The 15,199-nt window shown below is 44.1% G+C and carries 16 protein-coding genes; all 16 read left to right on the plus strand.

The window, feature by feature from the left end:
* The first annotated feature begins 30 nt into the window (after window positions 1-30).
* The 16 genes from fliN to HMPREF9625_RS06075 all read left to right on the plus strand — a co-directional run bounded on the left by fliN (window position 31) and on the right by HMPREF9625_RS06075 (window position 14,964).
* The gene (gene fliN / locus HMPREF9625_RS06000) at window positions 31-1,659 is read left to right on the plus strand and encodes a flagellar motor switch protein FliN (RefSeq protein WP_009534807.1); all 1,629 of its coding nucleotides are present in this window, start codon (window positions 31-33) and stop codon (window positions 1,657-1,659) included.
* Complete coding sequence (locus HMPREF9625_RS06005; RefSeq protein ID WP_009534806.1) at window positions 1,659-2,087, plus strand: flagellar biosynthetic protein FliO; 429 nt, start codon at window positions 1,659-1,661, stop codon at window positions 2,085-2,087. Before fliN ends, HMPREF9625_RS06005 begins: the two co-directional genes overlap by 1 nt.
* A complete protein-coding gene (gene fliP, locus HMPREF9625_RS06010; RefSeq protein ID WP_009534805.1) occupies window positions 2,084-2,740 on the plus strand; it encodes a flagellar type III secretion system pore protein FliP in 657 nt (218 codons plus the stop codon). Before HMPREF9625_RS06005 ends, fliP begins: the two co-directional genes overlap by 4 nt.
* Window positions 2,741-2,836: 96 nt before the next feature.
* Entirely contained in the window at window positions 2,837-3,103 is a 267-nt protein-coding gene (locus HMPREF9625_RS06015) for a flagellar biosynthetic protein FliQ (protein WP_009534804.1), read from the plus strand.
* Window position 3,104: 1 nt separating this feature from the next.
* A complete protein-coding gene (locus tag HMPREF9625_RS06020) occupies window positions 3,105-3,857 on the plus strand; it encodes a flagellar biosynthetic protein FliR (protein ID WP_009534803.1) in 753 nt (250 codons plus the stop codon).
* 18 nt (window positions 3,858-3,875) lie between these two features.
* Window positions 3,876-4,961, plus strand: a complete 1,086-nt coding sequence (gene flhB / locus HMPREF9625_RS06025; protein WP_009534802.1) for a flagellar biosynthesis protein FlhB — start codon at window positions 3,876-3,878, stop codon at window positions 4,959-4,961.
* Window positions 4,954-7,101: a flagellar biosynthesis protein FlhA gene (flhA, locus tag HMPREF9625_RS06030; protein WP_009534801.1), complete on the plus strand. Its 2,148-nt coding sequence runs from the start codon at window positions 4,954-4,956 to the stop codon at window positions 7,099-7,101. The genes flhB and flhA overlap by 8 nt, the downstream gene beginning before the upstream one ends.
* A gap of 51 nt (window positions 7,102-7,152) precedes the next feature.
* On the plus strand, window positions 7,153-7,932 hold the full coding sequence (locus HMPREF9625_RS06035) for a sigma-70 family RNA polymerase sigma factor (RefSeq protein WP_009534800.1): 780 nt from the start codon (window positions 7,153-7,155) through the stop codon (window positions 7,930-7,932).
* A 224-nt stretch (window positions 7,933-8,156) separates the two neighbouring features.
* Window positions 8,157-8,927, plus strand: coding sequence for a flagellar hook-basal body protein (locus HMPREF9625_RS06040; RefSeq protein ID WP_009534799.1), 771 nt, complete (start codon window positions 8,157-8,159; stop codon window positions 8,925-8,927).
* A 19-nt stretch (window positions 8,928-8,946) separates the two neighbouring features.
* A complete protein-coding gene (locus HMPREF9625_RS06045) occupies window positions 8,947-9,759 on the plus strand; it encodes a flagellar hook-basal body protein (protein ID WP_009534798.1) in 813 nt (270 codons plus the stop codon).
* 31 nt (window positions 9,760-9,790) lie between these two features.
* The gene (locus tag HMPREF9625_RS06050; RefSeq protein WP_009534797.1) at window positions 9,791-10,408 is read left to right on the plus strand and encodes a chemotaxis protein CheC; all 618 of its coding nucleotides are present in this window, start codon (window positions 9,791-9,793) and stop codon (window positions 10,406-10,408) included.
* A gap of 1 nt (window position 10,409) precedes the next feature.
* Window positions 10,410-10,898, plus strand: a complete 489-nt coding sequence (locus HMPREF9625_RS06055; protein WP_009534796.1) for a chemotaxis protein CheD — start codon at window positions 10,410-10,412, stop codon at window positions 10,896-10,898.
* An 81-nt stretch (window positions 10,899-10,979) separates the two neighbouring features.
* Entirely contained in the window at window positions 10,980-11,936 is a 957-nt protein-coding gene (locus HMPREF9625_RS06060) for a chemotaxis protein (RefSeq protein ID WP_036569816.1), read from the plus strand.
* A gap of 176 nt (window positions 11,937-12,112) precedes the next feature.
* Window positions 12,113-13,168 carry a hypothetical protein gene (locus HMPREF9625_RS06065; RefSeq protein WP_009534794.1) on the plus strand — a complete coding sequence of 352 codons (1,056 nt, stop codon included), beginning with the start codon at window positions 12,113-12,115 and terminating at the stop codon, window positions 13,166-13,168.
* 33 nt (window positions 13,169-13,201) lie between these two features.
* Window positions 13,202-13,996: a ParA family protein gene (locus HMPREF9625_RS06070; protein ID WP_009534793.1), complete on the plus strand. Its 795-nt coding sequence runs from the start codon at window positions 13,202-13,204 to the stop codon at window positions 13,994-13,996.
* A complete protein-coding gene (locus HMPREF9625_RS06075) occupies window positions 13,996-14,964 on the plus strand; it encodes a late competence development ComFB family protein (RefSeq protein WP_009534792.1) in 969 nt (322 codons plus the stop codon). Before HMPREF9625_RS06070 ends, HMPREF9625_RS06075 begins: the two co-directional genes overlap by 1 nt.
* Window positions 14,965-15,199: the final 235 nt, after the last annotated feature.

Genomic DNA, 15,199 nt, shown 5'->3' on the forward strand with positions numbered 1-15,199 from the left:
CATTCCAGGGAATATAAAGGAGTATGATTGATGAGTACCACAAGATTCAATGAAATGGAAATAGATGCTATTGGCGAGATTATGAATATCAGCCTTGGGGCATCTGCGACGACAGTATCCACTCTTTTGGGCTCAAAAGTAAATATTACTACTCCGGTAGTACAGGTGAAAAGAAAGGAAGAATTTGACTTTCATGATTTGGAACCTGCGGTAGGAGTAGAAATTTCGTATGTTACGGGAATAAACGGAAAAAGCATTATGCTCTTCTCCAGAAACGATGTGCGCATCATTGTATCGACGATGATGGGGGCAGATATTTCTGCGGAAGAATTTGTAATGGATGAAATCAATACCAGTGCGATTCGCGAGGTTATGAACCAGATGATGGGGGCCTCGGCAACGGCACTGTCTGAGTTTTTGGGAACAACGGTAAACATTTCCACTCCAATCTCGTATGAGATTAATGATGGAGATGCCTTTAAAGATAAATGTTTTAAAGAAAGTGAAGTAAAAGTAGCGATTCGCTTCACTTTAGAGATTGAAGGAAAGCTGAAGAGTGAGTTCATTAACATCATGTCTGTAGATCTTGTGAAACGTCTCTTGGAGCCATTTAAAGCACAGTACGGTTTAGCGGAAGAAGCCGAAGCGGAAATCCCGGATGCTTATCCGGAGAGTACCGTAGCGGAAGAGTCTGTGGAAAGCGGCAGCGCAGAAGCACCTATGGATAGAAGCGGTGCAGAAGCTCCTATGGAAGTCGGTAGTGCTGAAAAGTCTGTGGCAAACAGTGCGGAAGCTCCTGTTGAAGCAAAGACGGAGACACAAGAGGAAGTACAGAAGGAGATGCACGAAGGAATACGGGAAGAGATTTTGCAAAGAATTAAGAAAAGAAAAGAGGAAGAAGACAGTGAGAAAGTGCCTATTCCTCAAGATGCAGGATCCCTTGATCCGACTCAGTCGGATGTACTTCTGGACAGTCTCTTACATGGTGGAACGGATGAAAACAATGTAAGCACAGCTTCCGAAGGAACAGCGAACAGGTCGGCAGAGAGCTCTGCACAGTCCGTTTCGGGAGAGAGTCCCTTTGTTAATCCGGGAGGGAATGGCTTTGCCGGAACAGTAGGGAGTACGATGCAGACAGGAAGCACAGGCCCGACGCAGGGGTATCCGGAAGGAATTCCTGCCGGAACACCGATGATGAGCATGCCACAAGGCGTAGAAATGGGGGGCAATTTGGAACCGATGACCATGCAGCTTATCAATCAAATGCAGCAGTCCCAGAACCAGATGATGGAATTAATCCGGGACATGAAACTGGAAAGAGATAAGCAAAACGAAGCCAATATCATACGTCCTTTGAACTCAAAAGAGTTCCAGGAGGATGATGCGGAAAGAGATGAAAATGCAAGTAACCGTGAACTCCTTATGAAGGTTCCTTTGGAGATTTCCGTAGAAATCGGAAGAACCAGAAAACTGGTAAAGGATATCTTGGAATTCACACAAGGCTCTCTTGTTGTTTTGGATAAGATGGCGGGAGAACAGGCCGATCTCTATGTAAATGGAGAATGTATTGCCAAGGGAGATATCGTAGTTGTTGAAGATAACTTCGGTATTCGTGTAACGGAAATCTTAAAGAAAGACATCAATGAGGAGAGCTTATAATGTTTACGGAAGACAGTATTTCCTTGGTATCGGGTTTTCTTCTCCTTTGTCTTTTCCTGCTGGGAGCATGGGCACTGAGCCGGTTTATCGGAAAATACGGTAGAGCCTTTCAAAAAGGGCGCTATATGAAGGTTGTGGATTCAATACAGATCACGCAGGACAGACAGCTGTTTATTCTTTGTTTGGAGAAGGAAGACCGCTGTCTACTTCTCGCATCCGGTCCTGAAGGCTGCAACTTGATTTCAGAACTGAAGGCGGATTACCCGGAGGCGGCAGCCTTGCCCGGGATGAATCCGATAGAGGAATTTCTCCTTCTTGGAAGGAAGAAGGCAGGGGTGGATTTTTCCCATATTTTCCGAGGAAAAGCGGGAGATGGGAAAGTAATAAATGACGAGGGAGCGAACAATTTCGGAAAGGAGTCCGGATGAATGAGTTATTAACTGGATTAAACGGCGGGTCCGTGCCTACACTGGAATTGATTTATCTCCTGACTTTTGTGGCACTGCTCCCGTCTATTGTCATTATGATGACTTCTTTTACGAGAATCATCATCGTTCTGTCTTTTACCCGAAGCGCCATGGGAGTGCAGCAGACTCCTCCCAATATGGTTTTAGCCGGTGTTGCCTTTTTTCTGACGCTGTATATCATGGCTCCCACTATCAATAAAATTAATGTTGAGGCCTATGAACCCTATAAGAAGGGAAACCTTAGTCAGGAGCAGGCGCTGGACACCATGGGAAGAGATATGAAGGAATTTATGCTGCGAAACACGGAAGTAAAGACGCTGGAGCGCTTTGTGAGTATGAGCAAGGCGGAGCTGAAAAAAGATCCAAAGGATTATCCTTTAACCGTAGTGGTGCCGGCTTTTATGACCTCTGAGCTAAAAAGAGGTTTTACTGCGGGCTTTTTGATTTACCTGCCCTTCCTGCTTATAGACGTGGTAGTTTCTACCACACTTATGGCAATGGGAATGGTTATGCTTCCCCCGGCCATGGTCTCGATGCCTTTTAAGCTCTTGCTTTTTATCACAGTGGATGGCTGGAACCTCCTGTTTTCCAGCTTGGTACACAGTTTCCGATAGATATGGTTTTAGAGATGAAAAGAGGACGGATCAAAGTGAAAGCGAAAAAAGGACAGTCTTCGGATAATGCGGAAAAGATCGGGAAAGGGGGATGCAATGCTGAACAGCAGTGAAATTCTGGATATTATGAATCAAACCTTTATGCTGGCCTTGCGTGTTGCCCTGCCCTTTCTTTTGATTAGCATGATATTGGGTATTGTGGTAGCCATCTTTCAAGCCGCAACTTCCATCAATGAGCAGACACTCAGTTTTGTACCGAAGCTGATTGCCATTATCATCTTACTCTCTGTTCTGGGAAGTACCCTTTTAAAGACGATGCAGGATTTTTTTACTATGATTCTCGGTCTGGTAGCGGGAGGATAAGATGCTGATTTTATTTTCCTATATAGTGATGAGAATGAGCGGAGCTGTGGCGTTTAACCCGATATTTGGAAGAGTGAATTATCCAAACAAAGCGAAAGCGGCGTTTATCCTGGTCTTGTCTCTTCTTTGCTACAACTATACGGGCGGGAAGCTTACAGTGGAGCCTACAAGCTTTATCGAATACGGTTTTCTTCTCCTGAAGGAACTGTTTGTGGGTTTTTGTCTTGGCTTTTCCATGGATCTTGCTTTTTTATCTCTGCGCTTTGCGACCTCCGTCATTGATTTTTCCATGGGACTGAGTATGTCGCAGGTATTCGATCCCCAAAGCCGTTCACAAGCCACGGTCAGTACGGGACTGTTTTACGGATTTTTACTTTTGCTTTTCCTGTCCGTTGACGGGCATCTCCGTTTTTTGGAGATTCTCTTCCGGACTATAGATACAAACCCCTTCGGTCAAGTGTCGATACGACTTCTTATGATGCCGAAGCTGATGCTCAGTCTTTTTGTTGCTTCCATGAAAATGGGATTGGAACTGGCCTTTCCGATTATGGGCATAGAGCTTATGACGGAGGTGGCCCTGGGAATACTGATGCGTGTTATTCCGCAGATTAATATTTTCCAGGTGAACTTCCAGCTGAAAATTGCCGTCGGACTTTCCATGATTTATTTTCTGATGATTCCCATTTCGGATAAGATGAAAGACATTATCGGTAATGCGTTTGAATATCTTGGAAAAGTAATGCAGTTGTTATAGAAGAAAGGGAGGAAAATAGTGGCAGACAGCGAAAAAACCGAGGCGCCTTCCGAAAAAAAGCGAAAAGATGCCAGAAAAGAAGGTAATGTTTTTCAAAGTCGAGATATCGTTACCGTTGTGGTTCTTTTTGGGGTTTTCTATGCTGCGCGTTTTCTCATTCCCTTTATCTATGAAGATTTACGGAATTTTCTCGCCTATATTTTGGAATTGATAGAGGAGAGAGAGCCGGTATCCAATCAATTGTTATACCGCGTTATATGGCTTTCCGTAAAAATGGCACTGCCTTTACTGCTGATTACCATGTTTTTGGGCGTTATGGCAAGCCTGGTGCAGACTCGCTTCAATATCAGCTTTAAACTGCTTTCGCCAAAGCTTTCGAACTTAAGCCCTACAAAGGGACTGGGGAGGATTTTTTCCAAACGGAATCTGGTGGAGTTGATTAAAAATATTATTAAAATATTGATTCTAATCAGTTTTCTCTACTCGATTTTAAAGGCGGATATCATTCCTATTTCCAAAATGATTCATATGGACATTAAAAATTCAAGTATTACTTTGATGAGTATGATGTTCGACTTGATTACCCGAATCTGTGCTGTCTTCCTTGCTATCGCTTTTTTCGACTTTATGTATCAAAAATGGCAGTATGAGATGGATCTTAGGATGACAAAGCAGGAAGTGAAGGATGAGTACAAGCAGTTGGAAGGAAATCCGGAAATCAAGGGTAGAATTCGCCAGATGATGCGCTCCAGGGCCAATCAGAGAATGATGCAGGCGGTTCCCGATGCGGATGTGATTATTCGTAACCCGGAACATCTTGCCATTGCGATTAAGTATGATCCGGATAAGAATCAGGCTCCGATAGTCCTTGCAAAAGGACAGGATGAGCTGGCACTGAAGATTGTGGCTGTGGGAGAGGAACACCATGTTACGGCAATTGAGAATAAGCCTCTGGCAAGAGCCATGTATCCGGTATGTAAGGTGGGAAAAGAAATTCCCGGAGATTTTTACGGAGCTGTTGCGGAAATTCTGGTTTATATCTATCGGAAAGAGAATAGACAGGATATTTTAGAGAAAGCAAAGGAAGATAATAGGAATGCTTAGACGACTTTTGCAAAATTCAGTGGTACTTTTTGTACTGGTAATCATATTACTTTTGATTATTCCGTTGCCACCTGCCCTTGTGGATGTGGCAATTGTAATTAATATGGCGATTTCCATGATGATTCTGGTGATCACCATGACGATTCGAGAGCCTCTGGAACTGTCTATTTTCCCCTCTCTGCTTTTGATTACCACTCTCTTTCGACTGGGAATCAATGTTTCTACAACGAGAAACATTCTGACAAGAGGCGGAGAGTCCGGTGCGATTATCAAAGCCTTCGGTGACTTTGTTGTACGGGGAAATGTGGTCGTCGGATTAATCATCTATTTGATTATCGTCCTCATGCAGTTTATCGTCATCACCAAGGGTGCGGAACGTGTATCGGAAGTTGCTGCGCGTTTTAAATTGGATGCCATGCCCGGTAAGCAAATGGCGATTGACGCGGATCTTTCTTCCGGCATGATTACCGAAAAGCAGGCCAGAGAAAGAAGACAGAAGATTCAGACGGAATCCGATTTTTACGGTTCCATGGACGGTGCCACGAAGATTGTAAAGGGAGACGGAATCATGTCTCTCGTTACTACGGCAATTAACCTTATCGGTGGAAGTATCATCGGTATCGTACAGTCCGGACAACCTCTTGCTACCGTGCTTTCCACCTATTCCATCGCAACAGTCGGAGATGGTCTTGTAGCACAGATTCCTTCCCTTTTGATTTCCGTTTCGACGGGTATGATTGTTACAAGAGCGGTTTCGGAAGGCTCTTTAAACGAGGATGTATCCAGACAGTTTACACAGCAACCCCGGTCTATCATGATTACCGGATTGGCTATGCTGGTACTCGTGCTGATTCCGGGGATGCCCATATTGCAGATTATCCCGGTTGCGGCAAGCTTTATCGCTGCAGGCTTCTATCTGGAGAAGAAGATTAAGGAAGAGCCTGAATTTGCCAGAGCGGGAGGAGAAGGACTTCTCTCCCCGATGGACGGAGACGGCTTGGGCTTAGAGGAAAATCAGGCGGAAACGGCTGCACAGAGCGAAGAAGACTATTACAAAGATGTAAACAATGTCTACAACCTCTTGCAGGTGGAGCCTGTTGAAATGGACTTCGGATATAGCCTGATTCCTCTTGCGGATGAATCGGTTGGAGGAAGACTCATTCAGAGAATCGTGATTTTCCGAAGGCAGTACGCACAGGATATGGGCTTTGTAGTGCCTTCCATCCGCCTTCGTGATTCCTCGAGTCTCGGAACCAATGAATACAGTATCAAAGTAAAGGGGGAGGAGATTGCCAGAGGAGAAATCCTTGTGGATTACCTGCTTGCTTTGGAACCGGACGATGTAGAAGAATCAGTTGACGGCATTGAAACCATTGAACCGGCCTATGGGATTCCTTCTAAGTGGATTCGACCGGAAAATCGGGATAAGGCGGAGATGTATGGCTACACGGTCATCGAACCTCTGGCGGTAATGCTTTCCCACCTTTCGGAGACCATCAAGAGACATTCCCATGAGCTGATGAGCAGGCAGGAAGTTGTCCGTCTTGTGGAGAATCTGAAAAAAACCGCACCGGAGCTTTGTGAAGAAGCCTTTCCGGGAGTCATCAGTTATAACCTCTTGCAAAGAGTCCTGACGATGTTACTCCGCGAAGGAATCTCCATTAAAGACTTGGAAACCATTGTGGAGACCTGTTTTGAGACCATCAGTGAGAACGGTTTACCGGTAAAGGATGTGGATCAGATTGTGGAGAAGGTTCGTGCCGCTTTAAAGAGAACCATTACCAGAATGTACTGTGAAGACGGCAACATGAAGGTGATTACCATCGATGCGGCTTTAGAGCGAACCATGGTCAATTCCCTCTCCAGAGGAGAGAACGGCATGTATCTTGCCTTAAACCCTGAACTCCTACAGAGTCTGGTTCGGCAGGTTGCGGAAGAGTGCAGAAAATTTAATAATCTTTCCGGCCCTCCGCTCATTTTGACCTCACAGGTTATGCGTATCCATTTTTACCACCTGATAGAGCAGTTTTATCCAAACGTGCGAGTACTTTCCTTTAATGAAGTAGCCAGCAATGTGCAGATACAGGCAATTGGAAGCCTGCAACTGGAAGAGGATACCGAAGAAAAAGGAAGCGCTTAGAAAGAATACGGAATAGCTTAAAGTTGAAATCCGGGAAAAGAGGAATCCATCTTGAATGCTTTAAAATACCCAAGTTTAGAAGAAAAGTCCAATGAAGAACTCTTCCTTTTGTATAAAGAAAATCATGCCCAGGAAGTGAAGCAGGAACTAACTATGCGATATGTTTATATCGTGCGTTCCATCGCATACCAGATGCGGGAGATGTACCATGACTTTATGCAGACGGATGATATCGTAAATGAAGGTGTTATTGAAATCATGCGCGCCATCGAGCGTTACGACGAGAATCGGGATAATAAGTTTGAAACCTATATCTCCCGTCGTATCCGCGGTATGGTGATAGATATGATGCGTAAAAATGACTGGCTTCCGAGAAACTTTCATAGAGACAGCAGGAGTGTGGAGACGGCAAGCCTGGAATTGAATTCCCGTTTAGGCAGAGTGCCTTCGGATGAGGAACTTGCGGATTATCTCAATATCAGTGTAAAAAAGTTGCAGAAGATTCAGCGCATGAGCAATATGGTAAACGTTCTTTCTCTTGACATGACTTATGATGAGGGAAATGAAACCTTGCTGCAGATTCCATCCAGAGACAGCAGCACCCAGCCGGAATTTAACTTTATGCATAAGGAAAATGTCCGTGCTCTGACTTCTGCGATAGAAGCTTTGCAGGAAAAGGAAAGGCTGGTTATTTCCCTTTATTATGTGGAAGAGCTGAATATGAACCAAATTGCGGAAGTCATGGAAATCTCTCAGCCCAGAGTTTCTCAGCTCCATAGCATTGCCATCCGGAAGTTAAGGAAATATATGGATGAACATGGAGAGGGATAGCGTGTTTTCCGTTAGTACCGAAAGCGCCATACGCTTTACTTGGAAAAGGGAACGCGATTCAATCTAAAATAAGTAAAATAAATCCGTAAAATCGTTATAAAATGAGGAAAAGAGTCCGATAATCAAGGAGCGAGATGCTTATCCCTGTGGAAAAAGGGACGAAGACCAATTTCGTGAAGGATAGAGGACTCTTTTTTCTGTATCCGGAAAAGAAAGGATGAACTATGTATCAAGGTTTTTATGATTTAACATCGGGCATGATTACCCAAAGAAGAAATCTCAATACCATCAGTAACAATATGGTCAATATTCAGACTGCGGGATATAAAAAAGATACTATGGTCAGCACCACATTCAAAGAAGAGATGATGGTGCGCACCGGTAACTATAACAAGAACCATCCAAAGGATATTGCTATGGCTTCCCGCATTAAATCCGCAGCAAGAACCTATACGGACCACGAACAGGGGTCCTATGAAACGACCGACGGAATTTACGATGTTGCATTGGGGGGAAAAGGATATTTTGCCATTTCTACGCCAAGGGGAACGATGTACACAAGGGGTGGTGCCTTTTCCGTGGATGAAAATGGAGTGCTGGAGCTTGCAGGAGTAGGAAGAGTACAGAGTACGGACGGACAAGATATCGTGCTTCCAAACGATAATTTTGCGATTGATCCGGACGGAAGTATTTACGACCCGCAAAGCACGGGAGAGCAGAGAACGGTATACGGAACGCTGAAGGTTGTTGATTTTGTGGATTATAACGCAATGCATAAAGAAGACAATAACCTTTTCAGCACAAACCAGGCGGAGCTCGATAAGCCTTTAGATACCACGGTAAATTGGAAGATATTGGAAAAATCCAATGTGGACATGGTTGAAGAAATGACGACCATGATGAGCTCCCAGAGGGCATTACAGAGTGCTGCGCAGATGCTTAGGATGTATGACAGTGTGATGAGTAAGGCAAGTAGTGATGTAGGGCGAATTTAAGAGGTAGAGGGATAATCTTATGAATATGTCATTTTATGTTGGCGCACTTGGCGCAAGTGCCAGCCAGAAAAAGTTGGATGTTATCGGAAATAATCTGGCAAATATCAATACAGACGGTTTTAAGCCGAAGAATGCCGTTTTTTCAGAGCTGATTAATTATAACTTGAACGATTCTCCGGAAGCAAGAACAGAGTTACAGGCAGGTGCCGGTACGACGGTGGTCAGAACCAATACCGAGCACGGAACGGCTGCATTTATGAGTACCGGTCAGCCGAATGATTATGCGATAGGAATGGATCATGCCTTCTTTAAATTACAGGATCCGAAGTCCGGAGCAATCAGCTATACAAGAAACGGACATTTTCATATAGGAGAGTTTCCCGACGGAAAGTTCTACCTGCTTACCGAATCCGGGAAGCATGTTTTGGATGAGAAGGGTGAAAAAATGCTCGCCAATGAAAGCGGCTTAAGGATGCTTGCGGATGCGGCAAAGCAAGGACAGGATAGGGAAAACAATCTATACGAGAACGAAAACGACGAAGAAAGCATAGAAGAAAAGCGACAGAAGGTTGGAGTTTATACATTGACTTACCCCAGTCGATTAGTAAATAAGGGAGACAATGAATTTGCAGTCCGCGCGGGAGATACACAAAATGTAGACAAGGCAGTAGAAAACCCGGTGCTGGAGGAAGGAACGCTGGAACGCTCCGGAACGGATATGGCAAAGGAAATGACCCGTCTTATAGAAAGCCAAAGAGCGTTCAGCTATGCACTAAAAATGGTACAGACATCGGATGAGGTGGAAGGCACCATTAACCAATTAAGAGGATAGGAACCTTGTTTTAAGATGAGGAAATAGAGAAATGAAGATAAACCGCTATGAAGATCTGAATCTTCAAGAACTGGATGTCATGAAGGAAATAGGAAGTATTGGAACGGGTCATGCAGCTACGGCTCTTTCCAAGCTACTGCAGAGAGAAGTTCGCATTACGATTCCCAAGGTGCAGATTCTGGATTTTGACGGTGCGGTAAAGAGAATAGGAAAGGAAGAGGAAATCATCGGTGCAACGCTTGTGCAGATGAGCGGAGATCTCGACGGACTGATGCTGTTTCTCTATGATAAACGCTTTGCAAGGAAGATGCTGAAAAAACTCTTGCAAACGGAATACAAAGATTTTGATGCCATGGATGATATGGCATTTTCCGCTTTAAAGGAAGTCGGAAATATCATCATTTGCTCTTATATCAATGCCTTTTCTCAGCTGGTGCATGTAGATTTGCACTTGTCCGTGCCCAGCAGTACGGTGAATATGTTGGGAGGAATTCTTACGGTACCTATGGCAGAGTTCGGATATGAATCGGATAAGCTGATGTACAGTAATGCGGATTTCCTCATGGATGGCAAAAGTCTCCCCTCCTGGCTTTTGATGCTTCCGGATATTCACTCCTTGAATACGATTTTGGAAAAGTTGGGAGTGTAAGATGCAAGCGGATAAGCAATTAAAAGTTGGGATTGGGGATATGAAGCTGACCCGGGGAGAGGGGGTCCTTGTCACATATGCCTTAGGCTCCTGCATAGGACTGGCATTCTTTGATTCCTATATCAAATTGGGAGCCCTATTACACATCATGTTACCGGAGAGAGCGAACGAAAATGACCCGAATCTCTTTAAGTATGCAGACACGGGAATTCGGGAAACTTTACGAAAGATGTCTGCCTTCGGGATGGTGAAAAGCCGAACGACCGTGCGTATTGCAGGCGGTGCCAAGATGTTTGAAATCAGCGGAAATGCAGGTTTCGGAAACATCGGGCAGAGAAATATTGACAGCGTGAAAAAGATTCTGAAAGAAGAGGGAATAAAGCTTACGGCGGAAGATACAGGTGCAAACTACGCAAGAACCATGAGCCTGAACACCGAAACCGGGGAGGTCCAGATCAGAACCTACGGAAGAGAAATAGTTCGGATTTAAGGATAGAGGAAGTGCAATGGAATGGGGCAGGATGCAGGCCCGAGTTTAAGGAAGAACGGAAAAGGGAGAGGTTATACGAAGATGAAAAAGAAGAATGAGAAGGAAGGTATTTTACTGGAATCCGGAACGAATGAAATTGAAATTATGAAGTTTCGTGTTCTGGGAGAATTCTACGGAATCAATGTGGCAAAGGTAAAGGAAATCATGATGACGGAAAAGATTAAGCCCATGCCGCATTCTCATGCATCGGTAGAAGGATTCTTCAAGCCCAGACAGCAGCTTATTACGGTTATCAATCTGGCAAACTATCTGACGGGAACCACTCCGGAGCAGGGAGCAAGAGACCTCTTTATCATCACGCATTTTAATAAAATGATGGTGGCATTCCGTGTAGATTCTATTGAAGGAATAAGCCGTATTTCCTGGCAGAGCATCCAAAAGCCCGACAGAACTCTGGCAAACGGCGCTGAGTCCGTAGCAACCGGAATTGCACAGTGTGACAATCAATTGGTAACCATTTTGGACTTTGAAAAAATAGTAGCGGAAATTGCTCCGGCTACCGGGATTAAGCTGGAAGAAATTGAAAAAATGGGAGCAAGAAGCACGATTACTGCACCGGTTGTGGTTGCGGAGGACTCCGTTTTGTTGCAAAAAATGATTGGTACCTCCTTGCAAAAGGCAGGATTTACCGATGTTCGGGTATACAATAACGGACAGGAAGCATGGGAATATATTTCTTCCCTGAAGGACGATCCGGATCTGTATAAGAAAATCAATCTTGTGATAACGGATATTGAAATGCCTATGATGGACGGACACAGGCTGACGAAACTCATGAAGGAAGATATGCGATTAAAACGAATACCGGTTGTTATCTTCTCTTCTTTGATTAATGAGCAGATGCGCGTGAAGGGAAAAGAGGTGGGAGCGGATGAGCAGCTTTCCAAGCCCGAAATCGGACATCTGGTTGAAATTTTGGATATCTTGATAAAACGCTTTCGTGAATCGGACCACGCAGTACTGGCACATGGAGCATAAAGACTTTGGAGAAATATACTAAGAATAATCATTTTTCTACAAAATAAATCAGGGATGGTGAGAAGGAAAAAGTTTTTTCACCATCCTATTTTTAAATCTTATAGTAAATTTAACTAGAATTTATGAAAATTCCTAGCAAAAGTTTTGTGTATTGAGTATAATAAGGAGGAAAAGGGATGAAGAATCACAGGAAGAGCGGCATTGCGGTATTGTTTGGGCTTTGTATGATGAGCGTCCTTTTGTTTCCGGAAAAGGCAGAAGCGGGAAGCAATTTTTCCGGAGACTGGGTAAAAGAAGGTAATAGCTGGTATTTCTTTTTGGGACCGAATGAACCGCTCGAAAATGAATGGCTTGACTACAATGGAGAGAGCTATTATATCGGAAGCGGCGGGAAAATGGCTACCGGGAGATTCGTGGATCCCGAAGACAAAGCGGAATACTTTTTTGATACGGATGGTAGGCTGCTGGAGGATGAGTTTAGTAAGAGTGGAGAACTGTATATCGGAAAAGGTGGTAAGGAGCTCCGTTATTTTAACGAATACTGCAGTTTTATCCGAAAAGAGCTGGAGAAGCTGAAAGGGAAGGACTTCGGAAAAAAACGGGAAAAGGACAGCGGAGAGAAAAATGCAAAAACAGAGGAAGAAGCAATTCATCCGGCTGCATTTGCACTTTTGGACATCAATGAAGATGGCTATAAGGATATTATCCTTTTGCAAGACAGGGTAGGGGAGGAAACAAAGTTACATCCCACTATTTTGTCTGTCATATTGTATCAAGAACAAGTAGCTGCACAGAAAGGAAGTGGCGGTCAGTCGGAGAGCGAGTCTTTGCCGGTAAAACAGAGAACCCTCCTTCCTCTTTTGGAAGAAGAGGGGAACGGTGACTATGCGACTGTGATTCGAAAGAATAAACTGAGCGGAGAACCGGTGTTTTTACGGACGAATGGTGCGGAGGACTTTTCCCTCTTCATGTATAAGAAGGATGAAGGTCTAACAGAGCTCTATTCTTTGGTCGGAAAGAGAGACCAAATGGGAGGAATAGAGTATTATTCTTTTTCCGACAAAGTCAGTTTTCAGGATTACCAAAGCGTATTTTTGACCATCCAAAACCAATTTGCCGAACCCTATTCTCTTAAGGCATTTAATTTGGATGAAGAAGGCCTGACGAACGCTCTAAAAGACTTCAGTAAGGAAGAACTTTCTTTTTATGCATCTCAGGAGTTTAATCAATAGCAATCCGATTCTTGCATGCCAGGAGGTTTTACTTTGTCTATTATTATCACCGTATCGAATCAAAAAGGAGGTGTCGGAAAGACGACTACCTCTGCAGCTATATGTGCAGGTTTTGCAGATAGAGGTGCGAAGGTCCTGGGGATTGACTTGGATCCCCAAGGGAATCTGGGCTTCTGTATGGGACTGGAAGGCGTGAATGGCAGTACAATTTTAGATGCTCTGCAAGGAAAATTAAAGTTGCAACAGGTTGTACGTCGTTTGGGAAAGGTGGATATCCTGCCTTCGGACATTTCTCTTTCCGCAACAGGACTGGAAAAGCTCGAGCCCGGAAAAAGGGAGACGGCTTTAAAGGAAGCACTTTCACCCATGATGGATTATTATGACTATATTGTGATCGATACACCGCCAGCTTTAAATTTACTGACCATCAATGCCTATGTGGTATCCGATTTTTTGATCATTCCCATGACTACGGATATTCTGTCCCTTGTTGGACTTTCTCAGCTCAGAGAGACGATTGATTCCGTAAAGCGCAGTTTGAACAGTAATCTTAAGGTCTTGGGGATTTTACTGAATAAGTTTGAGAAAGGAACCGCTCTCTCAAGGGATGTGGAAGAGATGACGGAGGATCTGGCGAAGCAGATTTCCACCAAGGTCTTTAAAACGAAGATTCGACAAGGTGTGGCTATTGCCGAAGCCCCTGCACACGGAGAAGACATTTTTACGTATAATAAATATTCCCCTGCGGTGAAAGATTATTCCCGCTTTATTGATGAAATTGCAGAGGAAATAGAGGAAAATGTTCGTGTAAGTGAGGTGGTGGGATAATGGATAATAAGCTTGTAAGATCGAATAAAACTTCTCATGTGATGAATTTACTGACTTCTACACCGGGAGGCAGTGCGGAAGGGCTTAAGAATTTGGAGGAGAACTTAGCAAAGGAGACTGCGGAAGCAGTGCAGGAGAATACGAAAGCTGCAGAAGAGAACAGCGAAATAAGCACAGTGGATCTCTCTTCGCGCCTTATCCATAAAGCGGAAGAGAAATTTTCAAAACTTCGTACAGACCCCTCCACAGCCAATGCAGAATCCCATCCGGGAGAGAATCTCTCTTTCGATGCCGGGATGCTTTCTGATTTTCATAAAGCGGCGGAGAAAACAAGACAGGCTGCAGAGCACTTTGACGGTGCGGTAAGCAATTTTAAAACGGCAGTAGACAGTTTTGACAGTCTGGAAACAGAAAAAATGGGGCTCGCAGAGATGAAGGAAAATGAAAAGAAAGAGGAGGAACTCGCATTGAAACCGGAAGTTTTTTCTCCCTCTTTTAACAAACGCAAGGTTACCGTCATAGACGAGTCTTCGGAAAATGATAAAATCACCAATGAAATCCAGGTCAATCTGGAGAAGAATCTTTTAGCTGAATACAACGAGCCGGAACCGGAATTTCATATCGTGAATGTCATGGCGGAGATATTAAAGACCAAGGATGTCCCGGGCCTGATGAGACAATACGGAGGATGCACCTGCGACAAGTGCATTGCCGATGTCACGGCTCTCTCTCTGACAAGACTTCCCGCGAAGTATGTGGTTTTGGAAAAAGAAAAGACAAGTCCTATGATCGGCTTTTACCAGAGTAAGTTCCGTTCGGATATTTTTGTGGCCATGCTTAGGGCGACTTTGGATGTAAAAGAGCATCCGCACCATGATACGGAAAGAGGAAAAGATACCACGAAATTTGATGAAGGGGAAAGAAAGAGCCTAGGAACCAATGCTTTTAATCTTTTGAGAGACGTATAAGAAGAGACAAGTGAAATGAAATATGTAGATGGAAAAAAGAGGGCTACAGAATCTGTGGCTTCTCTTTTTTTTCTTTCCTTATATTCTTTTACGCTTTTGCCGATAATGTCGTGAGAAGTTAGCAGAAAGAATGTCCTGGAAGGGAGTCCGGGCTTCTTGGGGCTTTTGAAAGGGCATACCGGTGAGAAGTTTTCTTACGTTAAAAGTCTTGCTAAACCGTAAGCGAGGAACACCT

This window comes from Oribacterium parvum ACB1 (assembly GCF_000238055.2).
Taxonomy (GTDB): Bacteria; Bacillota; Clostridia; order Lachnospirales; family Lachnospiraceae; genus Oribacterium; species Oribacterium parvum.

What these genes read in the sequence shown, in the direction of transcription:
- HMPREF9625_RS06060 (WP_036569816.1), top strand. Translation starts at nt 10,980, where the DNA reads ATGAAAAAGAAGAATGAGAAGGAAGGTATTTTACTGGAATCCGGAACG.
- fliP (WP_009534805.1), top strand. Translation starts at nt 2,084, where the DNA reads ATGAATGAGTTATTAACTGGATTAAACGGCGGGTCCGTGCCTACACTG.
- HMPREF9625_RS06045 (WP_009534798.1), top strand. Translation starts at nt 8,947, where the DNA reads ATGAATATGTCATTTTATGTTGGCGCACTTGGCGCAAGTGCCAGCCAG.
- HMPREF9625_RS06020 (WP_009534803.1), top strand. Translation starts at nt 3,105, where the DNA reads ATGCTGATTTTATTTTCCTATATAGTGATGAGAATGAGCGGAGCTGTG.
- HMPREF9625_RS06055 (WP_009534796.1), top strand. Translation starts at nt 10,410, where the DNA reads ATGCAAGCGGATAAGCAATTAAAAGTTGGGATTGGGGATATGAAGCTG.
- fliN (WP_009534807.1), top strand. Translation starts at nt 31, where the DNA reads ATGAGTACCACAAGATTCAATGAAATGGAAATAGATGCTATTGGCGAG.
- HMPREF9625_RS06065 (WP_009534794.1), top strand. Translation starts at nt 12,113, where the DNA reads ATGAAGAATCACAGGAAGAGCGGCATTGCGGTATTGTTTGGGCTTTGT.
- HMPREF9625_RS06015 (WP_009534804.1), top strand. Translation starts at nt 2,837, where the DNA reads ATGCTGAACAGCAGTGAAATTCTGGATATTATGAATCAAACCTTTATG.
- HMPREF9625_RS06075 (WP_009534792.1), top strand. Translation starts at nt 13,996, where the DNA reads ATGGATAATAAGCTTGTAAGATCGAATAAAACTTCTCATGTGATGAAT.
- flhA (WP_009534801.1), top strand. Translation starts at nt 4,954, where the DNA reads ATGCTTAGACGACTTTTGCAAAATTCAGTGGTACTTTTTGTACTGGTA.
- HMPREF9625_RS06050 (WP_009534797.1), top strand. Translation starts at nt 9,791, where the DNA reads ATGAAGATAAACCGCTATGAAGATCTGAATCTTCAAGAACTGGATGTC.
- HMPREF9625_RS06005 (WP_009534806.1), top strand. Translation starts at nt 1,659, where the DNA reads ATGTTTACGGAAGACAGTATTTCCTTGGTATCGGGTTTTCTTCTCCTT.
- HMPREF9625_RS06040 (WP_009534799.1), top strand. Translation starts at nt 8,157, where the DNA reads ATGTATCAAGGTTTTTATGATTTAACATCGGGCATGATTACCCAAAGA.